We start from the raw sequence: 16,466 nt of genomic DNA, 5'->3' as shown, positions 1-16,466 counted from the left end.
CGGAGAAGACTCAGCGCACCGCTTCGAACAGGCCCGAAGCGCCCATGCCCCCGCCAACGCACATGGTCACCACGCCGTAACGCAGGTTGCGGCGCTGCAATTCGCGGATGAGATGGCCAGTGGTGCGCGAACCCGTCATGCCGAACGGGTGGCCAATGGAGATCGAGCCGCCGTTGACGTTGAACTTCGCGTTGTCGATTTCCAGCGTGTCGCGGCAATACAGGCACTGCGAGGCGAAGGCTTCGTTGAGCTCCCAAAGGTCGATATCGCTGACTTGCAGGCCGCGCGCCTTGAGCAGACGCGGCACCGAGAAGACCGGGCCGATGCCCATTTCTTCCGGCTCGCAGCCGGCCACGGTGAAGCCGCGGAAGAACGCGCGGGGTTTGAGGCCGAGTTCGAGGGCCTTGTCCAGGCTCATCACCAGCGTCATCGATGCGCCATCCGACAGTTGCGAGGCGTTGCCAGCCGTCACCGATCCGTCGTCAGCAAACACCGGCTTGAGGCCTGACAGGCTTTCCAATGTGGTATCCGGGCGGTTGCAGTCATCGCGATCGACCACACCCTCATGCTCGGTGCGCTCGCCTGTGTTCTTGTCTTCGGTGTAGTAACGGACGTTCATCGGCACGATTTCGTCCTGGAACAGCCCTTCGGCCTGAGCGCGTGCAGTGCGCTGCTGGCTCTGCAGCGAATAGAGGTCTTGCTGCTCGCGGGTCACGTTGTAGCGGCGCGCCACCAGTTCCGCGGTCTGGCCCATGCTGTGATACAGGCCAGGTACCCGCTCCTGCAGGATAGGGTTGTACAGGTTGTCGGTGTTCTTGCTCTTGGCCGTCATGGTGATCGATTCGACCCCGCCGGCAACGATGATGTCGCTGCAGCCTGAGGCGATCTGGTTGGCGGCGATGGCGATCGATTGCAGGCCGGACGAGCAGAACCGGTTGAGCGTCATGCCGGCGCACTGAATGCCCAGGTTCGACAGCACCGCGACGTTGCGACCGATGTTGTAGCCCTGTGCACCTTCGTTGGAGCCGGCCCCGACGATGCAGTCCTCGACCAGCTTGGGATCCAGGCCGTTGCGCGACAGCAGCGCGTTGACGCAATGCGCCGCCATGTCATCAGGGCGGGTCATGTTGAACTTGCCGCGGAAGGACTTGGCCAGGCCGGTCCGTACGCTGTCGACGATCACTACTTCACGCATGGCATACCTCGAATGGTTGGGCGGACCGCGACGACGGCGGCCGGCCTGTTGACGATGGCCCGAGCATAGTTCCAGCCATTTGCCGAAGGCGACGACCATTCAGCGGGGATATGGTCGACCATCGTGCGCCCCGCTCGCCGCCCGCTCAGCGGATCGCGGCTTCCAGCGCGTCATTGAGGGTGCGCAATACCTTGACCCGGGCGAAGCGCTTGTCGTTGGCCTCCACCAGGGTCCAAGGCGCGATTTCGGTACTGGTGCGGTCGACCATGTCCGCCACCGCATGGCCGTAGTCGTCCCATTTGTCCCGATTGCGCCAGTCCTCCTCGGTGATCTTGAAGCGTTTGTGCGGGGTCTTCTCGCGCGCCTTGAAACGCTCCAGCTGCGTCTCCTTGTCGATCGACAGCCAGAACTTCACCACCACCACGCCAGCCTCCACCAGTTGCTCTTCGAAATCGTTGATTTCGCTGTAGGCACGCAACCATTCGTCCGGCGAGCAAAAGCCTTCGACCCGCTCGACCAATACCCTGCCGTACCAGGACCGGTCGAAGATGGTGAATTGCCCGCGCGCCGGCACGTTACGCCAGAATCGCCACAACCACGGCTGGGCACGCTCGTCCTCGCTGGGCGCCGCGATCTGCACCGTGCGATACAGGCGCGGATCCAACGCGCCGGTGACACGCCGGATGGCGCTGCCCTTGCCCGCAGCATCGTGGCCCTCGAACAGTGCCAGCACGCCGCGCTTGCGCAGGCGATGATCGCGTAGCAGCCGGGAAAGGCGTGCCTGTTCTTCTACCAGCTGTTCCTTGTACGCCTCCTTGTCGAGCTTCTGATCGAGATCGAGACTACGGAGCAGGCCCAACCGATCGATGTTCAGCTCGACCGGCGCGGTGTGTGGCTGCACGGGCTGCTGAGCGGCCGCATCCAGCGCGGCATTGAGGCCTTCGAGCAGCAACCGCCCCGCGGTCAGGCTACGATAACGCTCGTCGCTGCCCTCGATGACGTACCAGGGCGCAAAGTCCCGACTGCTACGGCGCAGGATCAGCTCACCGTATTTGACGAACCGGTCGTAGGTCTTCGATTGTTGCCAATCCAACGGGCTGATTCGCCAGCTATGCAAGGGGTCGTCCTTGAGCGAGTCGAGGCGCTGACGCATGCGGTCCTTGGACAGGTGAAACCAGAACTTGAAGATCAGCATGCCCTCTTTGCAGAGCATGCGTTCAAAACGCTGGGCCCGGTCGATCGCCAGTTCGAGATCGGGCTTCTTGATCCGACCGTGAACCCGATCCTCGATCATCTTGCTGTACCAGTTACCGAAGAAAATGCCGGTTTGTCCCTTCGGCGGCAAACGGCGCCAATAACGCCAAGCTGGCGGATGCGAGAGTTCTTCATCGGTCGGCACGTCGAAGCTGTCGACGCGGATCAAGCGCGGGTCCATCCATTCATTGAGCAGCTTGATCGTCTCACCCTTGCCCGCCCCTTCGATGCCGTTGATCAGGATCAGCACTGGAAAGCGCGCCTGCTCCCGCAGCCGATATTGGGCTTCGAGCAATGCTTCGCGCAGGGCGGGCACTTCCGCGTTATAGGTCGCCTTGTCGATGGTGTGGCCGATTTCCGCGGACTCGAACATCGTGTTCTCCAAAATGACTGCAGCAACCCCGAAGGGCTCCGTTCGGAAGACGCAGCCAAGCGACTTACAGCCCGTCATCCAATAAAGCATCGTATATCGATGCGACAAAGCGTACCCGCAATGGGTTTCCCGCCACTGCTAGAATCGCGCCTTTCGCATCCTTCCTAGGAACCGCCTGATGCCCGCCCCTGACACTCCCGGCTTCCAGCCCGCCGAGCTCGATTGGGATGAGAACGGCCAGCCGCAATCGCGCCTGTATGGCGATGTGTACTTTTCACGCACCTCCGGCATGGCAGAAACCACCCATGTATTCCTGCAGCCAAACCGACTTGCCGAGCGTTTCGCCGCGCTGCAGGCCGGGGAAGGATTCGTCATCGGCGAAACAGGTTTTGGCACAGGACTGAATTTTCTCTGTGCCTGGGCGCTGTTCGAGCGTACCGCGCCAGCGGGAACCAAGCTGCATTTCGTCAGCGCCGAAAAGCACCCTCTCGCACCCGACGACCTTCAGCGCGCCCTGGGCCTGTGGCCCGAGCTGCAGACGCAGGCGCGGCAACTACTGGATCAGTACGTGGCGATCAACCCGGGCTTTCAGCAGTTTCGCTTCGGCCGGGTGGTGCTGACCTTGCTGGTGGGCGATGCACTCGAGTGCCTGAGCGCGTTGGATGCGCAGATCGACGCCTGGTTTCTCGATGGCTTCGCCCCGGCCAAAAACCCGGACATGTGGCAACCCCCACTATTTACCCAACTGGCGCGGCTGTCGGCCCCGGGCGCGACCTTAGCGACCTTCACCAGCGCCGGTAGCGTGCGTCGGGCGTTGAAGGATGCCGGCTTCGAGATCGAGCGAATCCCCGGTTTCGGCCAAAAATGGGAAAGCCTGCAAGGCCACGTCATCGCGGTATCGCAAGAATCGGACAAGCCCTGGTTCGCACGCCCCTCGTACAAACCGGCACAACGCAGGGCTCTGGTCATCGGTGCCGGACTGGCTGGCTGCGCGAGCGCCGCCAGTCTGGCGGCCCGGGGTTGGCAGGTCACGGTGCTGGAGCGACACGGCGATATCGCCCAGGAGGGTTCTGGCAATCCTCAGGGGGTGCTCTATCTCAAGCTATCGGCTCACGGCACGGCGCTTTCGCAATTGGTGGTCAGCGGTTTCGGCTATACACGCCGGCTATTACGCAACCTGCAACGAGGGCAGGATTGGGACGCCTGTGGCGTATTGCAAATCGCTTTCGACGACAAGGAAGCCGCGCGACAAACCGCACTCTCCGACGCCTTTTCGCCCAGCCTGCTGCACGCCGTCGAGCGCTCGGAAGCCGAGCGGCTGGCCGGAGTGGCACTGGACCATGGCGGCCTGTTCTACCCCGAAGCTGGCTGGGCGCACCCGCCGGCATTGTGCAGGTGGATGCTCGATCAACCCACCATCGAACTGCTGCGGCATCGACACCCCGTCGAACTACGCCGCGCAGAGGGTTGCTGGCAGGCATTGGACGGCGAACAGATACTGGCCGAAGCGCCGGTGGTGGTGCTGGCCGGCGCAGCTGACGTGGCGCGCTTCAGCCAGAGCGCCTGGCTACCGCTCAAGCGCATTCGCGGTCAGATCACCGGACTGCCGGCGACCGAGCAAAGCGCTGAATTGCAAACTGTGCTCTGCGCCAAGGGCTATGTCGCCCCGCCGCGCAACGGCATGCACACCCTGGGCGCGAGCTTCAATTTCGCCGACAGCGATCCCGCGCCAAGCGAAGCGGAACATCGCGCCAATCTGGAGATGCTCGAGGAAATTTCAGCCGATCTGTGTCAGCGCCTGCAGGCCGGTACCAGGCCGATCGATCAGTTGCACGGCCGCGTAGCCTTCCGCTGCACCAGCCCGGACTATCTGCCGATCGTCGGCCCTTTGGCCGATGCCGCACCATTCGCCGATGCCTACGCCGTACTGGGCAAGGATGCTCGCCAGGTGCCCGACACGCCTTGTCCTTGGCTGGACGGCCTTTACGTCAACACCGCCCATGGCTCCCGCGGCGTGATCACCACGCCGCTGGCCGGCGAACTGCTGGCCGCCTGGCTCGATGGCGAACCACTGCCCGTGCCACGCACCATCGCCGAGGCCTGCCATCCGAACCGATTTCTGCTGCGCAAACTCATCCGCCGGACGGAGTGAACAGGCCTGAGCGGGCGCGCGCTCGAGCATGCGATCAACAGTCGAGGGACCAGCTGCATCACCGCTGATAGGGTTCGTCCCAAAACGGACGGTTCGCTTCCGTTTCGATGTCGGCACGGCTCAGCCCGATGTCCTTGAGCATATCGTCGCTGAGCGCGGCGAGTTGCTGCCGCTGCCGATACAGCGCATGCCAGCGGCTTACTCGCTGCCAGACCGCACGCAGCAGCGCGGTAAGCGATACGCTGCGGCTGGCAGATAGATGAGCGGTTTTATCGAACTCGACATGGCTTTTCATGATGCACCTCCTGGTGGATGGCATCAGTGTCCAGCCAGCGTTATGATCAATCCAACGAATGTTGATGATGACATCCATCTCGGAGATTGATGAATGGCCAACTATCCCAGTATCGACGCCGAGCTGTTGCGCAGCTTCGTCGCCATCGCTGATCACGGGGGGTTCACCCGCGCGGCCGACGCTGTCAATCGCACCCAGTCGGCCATCAGCATGCAGATGAAACGGCTCGAAGAGGATGTCCTGCAACGCGCGCTTTTCGAGCGCGATGGTCGACAGGTTCGGTTGACTGCCGAGGGCCAGGTTCTGCTCGGTTACGCCCGGCAGATACTCAAGCTGCACGGCGAAGTACTGACCACTTTTCGTGAGCCGCATATGGTTGGGTCGGTGCGCATCGGCACCCCGGACGACTACGTGATGCGTTTTTTGCCCGGCATCCTTTCGCGCTTCGCGCAGGCCTATCCGCTGGTCCAAGTGGAGGTGCACTGCGAACCGTCGTTCCAGTTGCTGCAACGCAGCGATCTGGATCTGACCATCGTCACCCGCGAGCCAGGGTCCGAGATCGGTCAGTTGCTGCGGCGCGAACGGGTGGTCTGGGCCGAGGCAGCCGGCTTCAACGCCCACGAGCAACGGCCGATTCCGCTCGCGGTGTTCAATAGCGAGTGTTTCTGCCGCGCCTGGGCCTGCAATGCGCTGGACAGCCTGCGTATTCCGTTCCGAATCGCCTACACCAGCCCGAGCCTATCGGCATTGATGGCAGTGGTCGGCGCAGGCCTGGCCGTCACCGCGCAGATGCAGAGCCTGCTGACTCCGGATATGCGCCTGCTGGGCCCGGCCGAAGGGTTTCCGGAACTGCCGATCAGCAGCACGGTGCTGCTGCGCAACGATCGTAGCCAGTCGCAGGTCAGTGAAACATTGGCCGAGCATATCGTTGAAGGTTTCCGTCTCTAGTCGCACCGCCGCGACATCGAAGCGCAAACGGGCCTGGATCGCGAGCAACGGGCATCGCTGTCTCGGCCTGATCGATTGTCATCACGGCATGTTTTCTCTCCTAAGCCGCGGTTTGCGCAAGCTTCGGGGTTTGACCTCACCGCATTTGTTTGTTTTGGTGTAAAGCCAAACTGACCGGACAGAACTCGATTCAGGCGGCGTCTGCAGCGCACCTGTTGTGCTGCAGACAGCGATCCAGAGCGGTACGCGCTGGTCTGAAAACCTGAACTTCAGGTTCCGTGCGTCAGTCACACTCCCCAACGGCAAAACCGGTAAGGACCTTATGTGCGGCATAGCTGGCGAACTTCGCTTCGACAATCAACCGGCCGATCTGGCCGCGGTTGAACGTATCACCCATCACCTGACGTCACGTGGACCCGACGCGTGCGGTTTCAACAGCCAGGGCCCTCTGGCGCTCGGCCATCGCCGTCTGAAAATCATGGATCTGTGCGAGGCGTCTGGCCAACCAATGATCGATTCGGCGCTGGGCCTTTCGATGGTCTTCAACGGCGCCATCTACAACTACCCCGAATTGCGCGCCGAGCTCGAGGCGCTGGGTTACAGCTTCTTTTCCGAAGGCGATACCGAGGTGCTGCTCAAGGGCTTCCATGCCTGGGGGGACGCTCTGCTGCCGCGGCTCAATGGCATGTTCGCCTTCGCCATCTGGCAACGCGACAAGCAAGAACTCTTCATCGCCCGCGACCGCCTGGGCATCAAGCCGCTCTATTTGTCGAAAACCGGCGACCGCCTGCGTTTCGCCTCCGCCTTGCCGGCATTGCTCAAAGGCGGCGATATCGCCGGTGTGCTGAATCCGGTGGCGCTCAACCACTACATGAGTTTTCACGCGGTGGTGCCGGCGCCGGACACGCTGATCGCCGGCATCGAGAAGCTGCCTCCGGGCACCTTCATGCGCGTCGATGCCACTGGCAAAACCAGCCAGCATCGCTGGTGGCAGTTGCAGTTCGGCGCGACGGAGGAGGAACAGCAATACAGTTTCGAGGACTGGCAGGAGCGGACGCTGACGACATTGCGCCAGTCCGTGGCGCTTCGCCAGCGGGCCGCCGTCGACGTCGGTGTGCTGCTGTCCGGTGGCGTCGACTCCAGCCTGCTGGTCGGCCTGCTGCGTGAGGCGGGCGCGGCGGACAATCTGCTGACATTCTCCATCGGCTTCGAGGATGCCGGCGGCGAGCGCGGCGACGAATTCAAATATTCCGATCTGATCGCCGAGCATTACCAGACGCGCCATCATCAACTGCGCATCCAGGAGAAAGAGATTCTCGAACGCCTGCCTGCCGCCTTCCAGGCGATGAGCGAGCCCATGGTCAGCCACGATTGCATCGCCTTCTACTTGCTGTCGCGTGAGGTCTCCAAGCATTGCAAGGTGGTGCAGAGCGGCCAGGGTGCCGATGAGCTGTTCGCTGGTTATCACTGGTATCCGCAGGTCGACGGCGCGCAGGACCCGGTCGCCGCCTATCTGGAAGCGTTTCGCGATCGCAGTTACGAGGAATACGCCGAGACCATGCAGGAAAAATGGGTCAAGGGCGACTTCTCCGGCGATTTCGTGCGCCAACACTTTGCACAACCGGGCGCCGACGCCGCGGTCGACAAAGCCCTGCGGATCGACAGCACCGTGATGCTGGTGGACGATCCGGTCAAGCGCGTCGACAACATGACCATGGCCTGGGGCCTGGAGGCGCGGGTGCCGTTCCTCGATCACAACGTCGCGGAGCTGTCGGCGCGCATTCCTGCCAAGTACAAGCTGCCCGACGGCGGCAAATATGTGCTCAAGGAGGCGGCACGCAAGGTCATCCCAGCCGCCGTAATTGATCGACCGAAGGGCTATTTCCCGGTGCCCGGGCTCAAGCATCTGCAGGGCGAAACCCTGAACTGGGTGCGCGAGCTGCTGACCGATCCGAGCCAGGATCGCGGCCTGTACAACCCGGCGATGCTCGAAAAGCTGTTCAGCGATCCCGAGGGTCAGTTGACTCCGCTACGCGGATCGAAACTGTGGCAACTGGCGGCAGTCAACCTATGGTTGACCGAGCAAGGCTTATAAATTCCCAATCGTGACGGCGCGCGTCCTGTGCAGGTTTTTATTGTTTCGCCTGCGTTGCGCGACGTCACGGCAGCTTCAAGGAAAGCACCATGCAGAAGTCTCAAGCCTACGGACAGCGGCTGTTACGCGGCCAGACGCCGACCTATGAGCGCTTGCAGCAACGCCTCGCCGAGGACGGCCAGGAAGAGCCACAGGCGCCCGTCACGCTGCACTGTGGTTGGGGGCGGATCCTGATCGGCAACACCTATTCGGACCCAGCGGACCTGGCCGCCGACCTGCTTCATGAGCAGGCCGGCGAACGCGACATCGCACTGTATGTGGCGGCACCGCACCAGGTGCTGGCCCACGCGCCGCAGCAGCTGTTTCTCGACCCGTCCGACACCTCGCGTATCTGGTTCACCGACTACCGCCCCGCCCGCCGCAGTTTCCGTGGTTTCGCGATCCGCCGCGCGCAGAGCGAAGCGGACTGGAACGCGATCAACTGCCTGTACCAGTCGCGCGGCATGCTGCCGGTCAACCCTGAGCTGTGCACACCGCGTGAACAGGGCGGTCCGGTGTACTGGCTGGCCGAGGACGACGACTCCGGGCAAGTCATCGGCAGCGTCATGGGCATCAACCACCACAAGGCGTTCAACGATCCCGAGAATGGCTCCAGTCTCTGGTGCCTGGCGGTCGCACCCAGTTGTACCCGCCCAGGCGTGGGCGAGGCGCTGGTTCGCCATCTGATCGAGCACTACAAGGGACGGGGATTGGCATATCTGGACCTGTCGGTGTTGCACGACAACAAGCAGGCCAAGGCGCTGTACGCCAAGCTCGGCTTCCGTGACCTGCAAACCTTCACCGTCAAGCGCAAGAACACCTTCAACCAGTCCTTGTTTCTAGGTCCCGGCCCGGAAGCGGAGCTGAACCCCTACGCCAGAATCATCGTCGACGAGGCACGCCGGCGTGGCATCGAGATCAGTGTCGATGACGCCGAGGCCGGCCTGTTCACCCTCACCCAGGGGGGGCGAAAGGTGCGCTGTCGCGAGTCGCTGTCTGACCTGACCTCTGCCGTCAGCATGACGCTGTGCCAGGACAAATGCCTCACCCACCGTACCCTGGCAAGGGCTGGGCTCAAGCTTCCGGCCCAGCAGCTGGCGGGGTCGGCAGAAAGCAACGCGGCGTTTCTCGAGGAGCACGGCAGCGTGGTGGTCAAGCCGGTCGACGGCGAACAGGGCCACGGCGTATCGGTGGACCTGCGCAACGTCGAGGATCTGGAGGACGCGATTACCCAGGCACGACAGTTCGATCAACGGGTGCTGATCGAGAGCTACCACGCGGGGCTCGATCTGCGCATCGTGGTTATCGGCTACGAAGTGGTCGCGGCCGCCATCCGCCGCCCCGCCGAAGTGGTGGGCGACGGCAGCCATAGCATCCGTGAGCTGATCGAAGCCCAGAGCCGCCGCCGCCAGGCCGCCACCAGTGGCGAAAGCCGCATCCCGCTCGACAAGGAAACCCAGCGTTGCATCGAAGATGCCGGTTTCGACTACGAAAGCGTCCTGCCGCGCGGGCAGCATCTCGTGGTGCGTCGCACGGCGAACCTGCATACCGGTGGCATCCTCGAGGACGTCACTGACCAGTTGCACCCCGAACTGATCGACGCCGCCGTTCGCGCGGCGCGGGCGTTGGACATCCCAGTGGTCGGGCTGGACCTGCTGGTGCCCGCCGCGGATCAACCGGACTATGTATTCATCGAGGCCAACGAGCGTGTCGGTCTGGCCAACCATCACCCTCAGCCAACCGCGGAGCGATTCATCGATTTGCTGTTTCCGCTAAGCCACAACACCCTCTAGACAGAAGGCAGTAAGGACTTGGCGGCCATCGCCGCCTCCTTCGTGACAGGCCTCACTCGCATTCATTCAACCGCATGGCGGCATCCATCCATTGCCCCACAAGGATCGATCATGACTGCAAAGCTTCCCGAACCCGATCTCAATTACCTGCAACGCGTGTTGTTGGAAACGCTGGCGATCCCCAGCCCTACCGGCTTCACCGACACCATCGTGCGTTACGTTGCCGAACGCTTGAAGGAATTGGGTATCCCCTTCGAGCTAACCCGCCGCGGCACGATCCGCGCAACGCTGAAAGGCCGTCGGGACAGCCCCGATCGAGCGATCGCCGCGCACCTGGATACCATCGGCGCCAGCGTTCGTGAAATCCACGAAACCGGCCGACTGGGGCTGTCGCCGGTCGGCTGCTGGTCCAGCCGTTTTGCCGAAGGCAGCCGCGTCAGCGTGTTCACCGACACCGGAGTGATTCGCGGCAGCGTGCTGCCGTTGCTCGCCTCTGGGCACGCGTTCAATACCGCAATCGATGAAATGCCGATCAGCTGGGACCATGTCGAGCTACGCCTGGATGCCCTTACTACCTGCCGTGCCGACACCGTTGCGCTGGGTGTCCACGTCGGCGACTTCGTCGCGTTCGATCCGATGCCGGAGTTCACCGACAGCGGCTACATCAGCGCCCGTCACCTGGACGACAAGGCTGGCGTGGCTGCGCTGCTGGCGGCCCTGAAGGCCGTGGTCGAGAGCGGCCAGGAGCTGCCGATCGACTGCCACCCGTTGTTCACCATCACCGAAGAAACCGGCTCCGGTGCAGCGGGCGCGCTGCCATGGGATGTGAGCGAGTTCGTCGGCATCGATATCGCGCCGACCGCCAAAGGCCAGGAATCCAGTGAACACGCCGTCACGGTTGCCATGCAGGATTCCGGCGGCCCATACGATTTCCATCTGTCGCGACACCTGATCAAGTTGGCCGAAGGCCACGACATCCCAGTGCGCCGCGACCTGTTCCGCTACTACCACAGCGATGCCCAGTCGGCGATCGCCGCCGGGCACGATATCCGCACCGCCCTGGTCGCGTTCGGTTGCGACGCAACCCATGGCTATGAGCGCACCCATATCGACAGCCTTGCCGCGATGAGCCGCCTGGTCTGCAGCTACCTGCTCAGTCCGCCAGTATTCGCCAGCGACGCACACACGGGCCAGGATTCCCTGGAAAACTTCAGTCATCAGCTCGAGCACGACGCTCAGATGGAGAACGACACCCGCGTGCCACCAGTCGATTCGATCTTCGACAAGCGATCTGACGATTCGTCCGATTGAGCTTCGTGTTTCATGATGCGCCGCCAAGTTGAGGCAATTGCCGATTGCGAGGCGGCTTCGATCCGGGCAAAGTCGCAAGTGTCTGAAATATATGGATTGCCTCAGGCGAACCTGGCTTGCCATTCGCGTTACTGAAAACTGCGCGCAGTCGCGTGATCTGGCTACCGCGCCTGATCCGCCTGCGACTTTTGCACGATTCCGGGTCTCAACATGTTGCCGCGTCTTTGCCTGGCCTTCTTCCTCCTTTGCCTGTCTGTTCAGAGCTGGGCATTTGCTCCCGTCCCGGTGGACTCGGAGGATTTCCGTCAATCACTGGGCAGCTGGACCTATTTTCTGCGCGACCCCGCCGCCGAACTGGGCGTAACCGAGGTGTTCGACCTGCCGGAGAAGACGTTCGAGCCGGTTACCGACAAGCACGTCAATAAGGGCAAGAACAGCGACACATGGTGGTTTCGCGTCGACCTGGACAACCAGCTGAGCAAGGCCATCGGCGGTTTCGTCGAGATCAACTACCCACTGCTCGACCACATCGAACTGTATGTGCGCCATCCGGACGGCCGTATAAGCCGACAGGAGTCAGGCGACAGCCAACCGTTCAGCGAACGCTCGGTCAAAGTCAGTAATCTCTGGTTTCCGATCGACCTGGAACCTGGCAACTCGACACTGCTCCTGCGCGTACAAAGCACCAGCACGCTGTACGTGCCCTTGTATTTCAGTAGCTACGCTGCGAACGCGGCGGCGGCCGAAGAGTCGATGGGCTTCGTTGGCGCCTTCTACGGCGTGCTGTTCGCGATGTTCTGCTACAACCTGTTCCTGTTTGTATCGCTGCGCGAGCCGGCCTATTTCTGGTATCTGGTCTACAACCTCAACGTGGGCCTGTTTGCGCTGAGCTTCGATGGTCTGCTGGTCAAATGGCTGAACGATGACGGCGGCTTTGTCGCGTTGGGCATTTATGCCCTGATGCTCAGCCACTGCCTGGTCTCGATCCAGTTCAGTCGCCACTTTCTACACACTCGCGAGCATTTTCCACGGCTCGATTTCGCGTTGCTGGTGGCATTCCTTGTGTCGTTTGGCGCACTGCTGTCCGGATTGGTCCTCGATCTGCAAACCTGGAGCATTCTGGCCAGCGTCATGGTGATCAGCACGTCCATCGGCCTATTGCTAACCGGTGCGTTCGTCTGGCGCCGTGGTGTTCGGTACGGCCTCTACTACACCCTGGCGTGGGGTGTGCTGTTGATAACCTTCGTCGTCGTCACTGCTGGCTCCTTGGGCTTCAACCTGCTCGGTCTGTACGGCTCGTCGATCGTCAAAGTCGGTATCGCGTTTGAGCTGATCACGCTTTCCATTGGCCTTGCCGACCGTATCAACCTGCTCAAGGAGGAAGGTTTCCGCTCGCGCCAGGCCGCCGAGCGAGCGGAAAGCGAGAACCAGGCCAAAAGCCGCTTCCTGGCGAAAATGAGCCATGAGATCCGCACGCCGCTCAACGGTGTGCTCGGAATGCTTCAGTTGCTGCGCGAAACTTCGCTGGACCGCAACCAGCGCTTCTATCTCGACACCATTTCCAGCTCCAGCGCCTCGTTGATGTCGGTGATCAATGACATCCTTGACTACGCCCGAATCGGTGCCGGCAAACTGGTTCTGGAAGATATCGAATATGACCTCGAAGCACTGGTTTCCGAGACCATCAGTCTGTTCACCGCCCAGGCGCTGGAAAAGGAGCTCCGCCTGCATGTGAGCCTCGCGACGGGCGTGCCACGGCGACAACGGGGCGATCCGACCCGACTCAAGCAGGTGCTGCTGAACCTGCTGAGCAATGCCCTGAAGTTCACCGAGCGCGGCTGCGTCATGCTGGAAGTCACGACTCAAGGGCCGGCCGATGCCCGGAGGCTGGCCTTCTCGGTAACCGATAGCGGCATCGGCATGCGCGCCGAGGTGCTCGCACAGTTGTTCGTCTCCTTCGCCCAAGGCGACTCCAGTACCAATCGCCGCTACGGCGGCAGTGGCCTGGGACTCGTGATCAGCAAGGAACTGGTGGAAATGATGGGCGGCCAGATTGACGTCCAGAGCACACCGGGCCAGGGCAGCCGCTTCAGTTTCTCCATTCCGCTGCACGACGCGTGCGGCAACCATGATCCGCTCACCGCACTGCTCGAAGGCCGTACTGCGGTGATGGCCTCTCAAGACGTCCATGCGCTCGACGCCATGGGTAATCTGCTGATGCGCTGGGGCATGCGGGTGGTGCGCTGCGAAGAGCCACAACGACTGCCGCGCTACCTGGACGATCACGCCACGACACCCTTGCTGGTTCTGATGTCGCCGTGGCCCGGAAGGCCTCAGGACTGGCTGGCATCGCTGAGCAACCAGCTCCAGCCGAATCAGCGCGTGCTGCTACTGTGCCCCCCGCAAACCGAATCATTGGTCCTGGCGCCAACGCTGCGGCTGGTCAATCTGCCACTACCGCTTTTGCTTGGCCCACTGCGTGATGCGCTACATCGGCTCTATCAGCCGATGGGCCGTACACCAGTCGATGCGGCCAGGCTAGACCACAACGCGGCGACATCACGTTCACGCATTCTCGTGGCCGAAGACAATCCGGTCAGTCAGATGGTGGTCACCAGCCTGTTGCGCAAGCGTGGCTACGAAGTGATGATCGCCGAGAATGGTCGCCGTGCCGTGACGGCCTATCGCGATGATCCCTCCGCCGCGCAGTTGATCCTGATGGACTGCGAGATGCCGGAGCTCGACGGCTTTGAGGCAAGCCGGCAGATTCGCCGCATTGAAGCTGAACAGGGTCTCGCACCGGTGCCAATCATTGCGCTCACAGCGCATGTCCTCGACGATCATCGCGAGCAGGGCCGCGAGGCCGGTATGGACGACTTCATCGGCAAGCCATTGGACACCGAGCAGCTGTATGCTTGTCTGGATCGCTTTTTAAGCTCCCCGATTACCGAACCCAACCATCCCACCTGAGCCGACTCCATGCTCATTCCCCATGACCAGCTCGAACCCGATACCCTCACCCGCCTTATCGAGGATTTCGTGACTCGCGAGGGCACCGACAACGGCGACGAGACGCCGCTGCAAACCCGTGTCGAACGGGTACGTCAGGCGTTGAGCAAGGGTACGGCGGTGATCGTCTTCGATGCGGATCACCAGCAATGTCAGCTGGCGCTCAGGCGCGACGTGCCGAAGGAATGGCTGCTGGACTGAGCCTCAACCCAGCACGCCGCCGTCACGCTCCCAGGCGCAGCGCATGCGCAGATCACGCTGATGCGGGCTGTGCGAACCGCTTTCGGTTTCCCAGCGAAACGTGTGCGTGCCGTTGAGCTCGGTTTCCAGATGGACCACCGCACTGGTCCAGTAGAGCTCGTCGAGCAGGGCTTCGAAGTTGCGCACCCAGAGCGCCCATTCGTATTCGACTGCGCGGTAGCTGGCGCCGAAATGAATCACCTGCGTCTGATACAACCCATCGCCGGCACAGCAGGAGAACATCTCACGGCCGATGAAGGGCCAACCCTCGCCTTGCGGCAGACTGTTCAGTGCACGGCGATTGACCGTACGGCGCAGCCGGCATTGCTCGACATCGGCCGAGGGCCAGTCGCGGATGCTGCCGTAAACGATGGATTCCGGCTCCACAGGGACACTCCAGAAGAAAGCCCGACATGTTCAACCAAATCCGCTTGGCGTTCCAGGGTCTACTGCGGCTCTCGCGACTTCGCGTTATCCAGGCGGTGACGCAGGCCACACCTCGTCTCGATGACTTCAGGCGGCAGCTGCTGCCGTTTGGTCACGCCGCGGAGCCAGACGCAAGGCGAGCACCGACATTACTGCCGCCATGCTCGCGAGCACCAGGAACGGCCCGCGATAGTCGCCCGCAATATCACGACCCAGACCGGTCAGTACCGGCGTGAAGCACGCCAGGCAATAGCCGGTGCAGAGCATCATTGCGGTAAGGCGACTCACTGCCAGCGGTGTGCTTGCTTCATACATCGGCAGCACCAGCGACATGGAGAAAGTGCCGTTCAAGGCCACGCCCAACAGCATGCAGACCCCTAGCGGCTGGACCTGCGGAACCCAGGCGATGACCAGCAGACAGGCCGTAGCCAGCACTCCGCAGCAAGCCATCAGCAGGTGCCGTTTACCGAAGCGCTGGGCCAACCAGGGCATGGCGAATGCGCTGGGCAGACCGATCAGCATGAAGCCGCTGAAGAAGGCGTTGCTCTGCAACAGGCTGAAGCCGACCTCGTGGTAACGCGCAACCAACCAGGTCGCCAAGGCGTAGAACAACCCGGCCTGAAGGGCGAAGTAGATGCTCACCAGCCAGGCGCGCGGCTCGCCCCAGGGTAGCCCGGCGCGCCGCTCTACAGCGGCCTCCGGCTGATTGGGTAATTGCCACCAGAACGTCAGCGCCAGGAGCGCCGGTATTGCCCAGAGCGCAAGCCCCCAGGTCCAGCGCTCATCCAACCATTGCGTCGCGGGTGCCGTCAGCACCACACCGATGGTGCCGCCAACGGCCATGCTCAACGAATAGAAAGCAGCGGTTTTGCCCATGCGATCGAGAAAATAGCGCTTGATGAAGCCCGACAGCAGCGGCCCTGCGACCGCGATCCCGGCACCAACCATGGCGGCCGTGCCGATCAGCACCGCCGCACTTTCGCCCCACAGTCGCAGCACCAGCGCCACACCGATAAGGCCCAGGCACAGGCTTATGGTCCGCTCCAGACCGAAACGCACGGCCAGCCGCGGTGCCAGCGGTGCCAGCAAGCCCATCAGCAGCACAGGCAACGCCGTGGTCAGGCTGATCAGGCTTCGGCTGAGGTCAAGTTCCGCCGCGATGCGTTCGATCAGGGGCGCAAAAGAAGTGATACCGGGACGAAGATTGATGGCGGCGAGCACCAGAGCCAGCATGAGCAGCCAGCGAGATGGGTTTTTCACAGTGAATCCACGAGTCGGACTAGGATCGGACAGGCAACCCTACTCCCGACCCCAGGTCACGGCAAGCAAAACGGAC

Annotated in this window: 12 protein-coding genes; 7 read left to right on the top strand and 5 right to left on the bottom strand. The window is 62.3% G+C overall.

Translation table 11 applies throughout. The features are described 5' to 3' along the window. Positions 1-10: 10 nt before the first annotated feature. Entirely contained in the window at positions 11-1,195 is a 1,185-nt protein-coding gene (locus ACL0K2_RS21495) for a thiolase family protein (protein WP_413043389.1), read from the bottom strand. Positions 1,196-1,340: 145 nt separating this feature from the next. Further along, positions 1,341-2,822, bottom strand: a complete 1,482-nt coding sequence (pap, locus tag ACL0K2_RS21490) for a polyphosphate:AMP phosphotransferase (protein WP_413043388.1) — start codon at positions 2,820-2,822, stop codon at positions 1,341-1,343. Between the two features lie 178 nt (positions 2,823-3,000). On the opposite strand from pap, the gene mnmC reads away from it, so the two are divergent. Beyond that, the gene (mnmC, locus tag ACL0K2_RS21485; RefSeq protein WP_413043387.1) at positions 3,001-4,974 is read left to right on the top strand and encodes a bifunctional tRNA (5-methylaminomethyl-2-thiouridine)(34)-methyltransferase MnmD/FAD-dependent 5-carboxymethylaminomethyl-2-thiouridine(34) oxidoreductase MnmC; all 1,974 of its coding nucleotides are present in this window, start codon (positions 3,001-3,003) and stop codon (positions 4,972-4,974) included. A gap of 58 nt (positions 4,975-5,032) precedes the next feature. Here the strand turns inward: mnmC and ACL0K2_RS21480 are convergent, their stop codons facing one another. Continuing rightward, on the bottom strand, positions 5,033-5,269 hold the full coding sequence (locus tag ACL0K2_RS21480) for a DUF1127 domain-containing protein (RefSeq protein WP_045161382.1): 237 nt from the start codon (positions 5,267-5,269) through the stop codon (positions 5,033-5,035). Between the two features lie 93 nt (positions 5,270-5,362). Between ACL0K2_RS21480 and ACL0K2_RS21475 the strand changes: the two genes are divergently transcribed. From ACL0K2_RS21475 to ACL0K2_RS21450, 6 genes are all read left to right on the top strand, one after another. Next, entirely contained in the window at positions 5,363-6,217 is an 855-nt protein-coding gene (locus ACL0K2_RS21475; RefSeq protein ID WP_045161381.1) for a LysR substrate-binding domain-containing protein, read from the top strand. 322 nt (positions 6,218-6,539) lie between these two features. Next, positions 6,540-8,312, top strand: coding sequence for an N-acetylglutaminylglutamine amidotransferase (locus ACL0K2_RS21470; RefSeq protein ID WP_045161380.1), 1,773 nt, complete (start codon positions 6,540-6,542; stop codon positions 8,310-8,312). A gap of 89 nt (positions 8,313-8,401) precedes the next feature. Continuing rightward, a complete protein-coding gene (gene ngg / locus ACL0K2_RS21465; protein ID WP_045161379.1) occupies positions 8,402-10,144 on the top strand; it encodes an N-acetylglutaminylglutamine synthetase in 1,743 nt (580 codons plus the stop codon). A 111-nt stretch (positions 10,145-10,255) separates the two neighbouring features. Then, a complete protein-coding gene (locus ACL0K2_RS21460; protein WP_045161378.1) occupies positions 10,256-11,455 on the top strand; it encodes an osmoprotectant NAGGN system M42 family peptidase in 1,200 nt (399 codons plus the stop codon). A gap of 210 nt (positions 11,456-11,665) precedes the next feature. Continuing rightward, on the top strand, positions 11,666-14,425 hold the full coding sequence (locus tag ACL0K2_RS21455; RefSeq protein WP_413043386.1) for a 7TM diverse intracellular signaling domain-containing protein: 2,760 nt from the start codon (positions 11,666-11,668) through the stop codon (positions 14,423-14,425). Positions 14,426-14,434: 9 nt separating this feature from the next. Further along, positions 14,435-14,665 carry a YheU family protein gene (locus ACL0K2_RS21450; RefSeq protein ID WP_045161374.1) on the top strand — a complete coding sequence of 77 codons (231 nt, stop codon included), beginning with the start codon at positions 14,435-14,437 and terminating at the stop codon, positions 14,663-14,665. A gap of 3 nt (positions 14,666-14,668) precedes the next feature. Here ACL0K2_RS21450 and ACL0K2_RS21445 read toward each other — a convergent pair whose 3' ends face one another. Then, a complete protein-coding gene (locus tag ACL0K2_RS21445) occupies positions 14,669-15,091 on the bottom strand; it encodes a hypothetical protein (protein WP_045161373.1) in 423 nt (140 codons plus the stop codon). 126 nt (positions 15,092-15,217) lie between these two features. After that, positions 15,218-16,363 carry an MFS transporter gene (locus ACL0K2_RS21440; protein ID WP_045161372.1) on the bottom strand — a complete coding sequence of 382 codons (1,146 nt, stop codon included), beginning with the start codon at positions 16,361-16,363 and terminating at the stop codon, positions 15,218-15,220. Between the last annotated feature and the right edge of the window lie 103 nt (positions 16,364-16,466).

This window comes from Pseudomonas sp. YJ42 (assembly GCF_047225135.1).
GTDB lineage: Bacteria > Pseudomonadota > Gammaproteobacteria > Pseudomonadales > Pseudomonadaceae > Stutzerimonas > Stutzerimonas stutzeri_E.
This window is presented reverse-complemented; position numbering and strand designations above follow the sequence as displayed.

Excerpts from the sequence above, each read along its gene's own strand:
- ACL0K2_RS21440 (WP_045161372.1), bottom strand. The coding sequence starts at position 16,363 with ATGCTGGCTCTGGTGCTCGCCGCCATCAATCTTCGTCCCGGTATCACT.
- mnmC (WP_413043387.1), top strand. The coding sequence starts at position 3,001 with ATGCCCGCCCCTGACACTCCCGGCTTCCAGCCCGCCGAGCTCGATTGG.
- pap (WP_413043388.1), bottom strand. The coding sequence starts at position 2,822 with ATGTTCGAGTCCGCGGAAATCGGCCACACCATCGACAAGGCGACCTAT.
- ACL0K2_RS21480 (WP_045161382.1), bottom strand. The coding sequence starts at position 5,269 with ATGAAAAGCCATGTCGAGTTCGATAAAACCGCTCATCTATCTGCCAGC.
- ACL0K2_RS21475 (WP_045161381.1), top strand. The coding sequence starts at position 5,363 with ATGGCCAACTATCCCAGTATCGACGCCGAGCTGTTGCGCAGCTTCGTC.
- ACL0K2_RS21450 (WP_045161374.1), top strand. The coding sequence starts at position 14,435 with ATGCTCATTCCCCATGACCAGCTCGAACCCGATACCCTCACCCGCCTT.
- ngg (WP_045161379.1), top strand. The coding sequence starts at position 8,402 with ATGCAGAAGTCTCAAGCCTACGGACAGCGGCTGTTACGCGGCCAGACG.
- ACL0K2_RS21460 (WP_045161378.1), top strand. The coding sequence starts at position 10,256 with ATGACTGCAAAGCTTCCCGAACCCGATCTCAATTACCTGCAACGCGTG.
- ACL0K2_RS21495 (WP_413043389.1), bottom strand. The coding sequence starts at position 1,195 with ATGCGTGAAGTAGTGATCGTCGACAGCGTACGGACCGGCCTGGCCAAG.
- ACL0K2_RS21470 (WP_045161380.1), top strand. The coding sequence starts at position 6,540 with ATGTGCGGCATAGCTGGCGAACTTCGCTTCGACAATCAACCGGCCGAT.
- ACL0K2_RS21455 (WP_413043386.1), top strand. The coding sequence starts at position 11,666 with ATGTTGCCGCGTCTTTGCCTGGCCTTCTTCCTCCTTTGCCTGTCTGTT.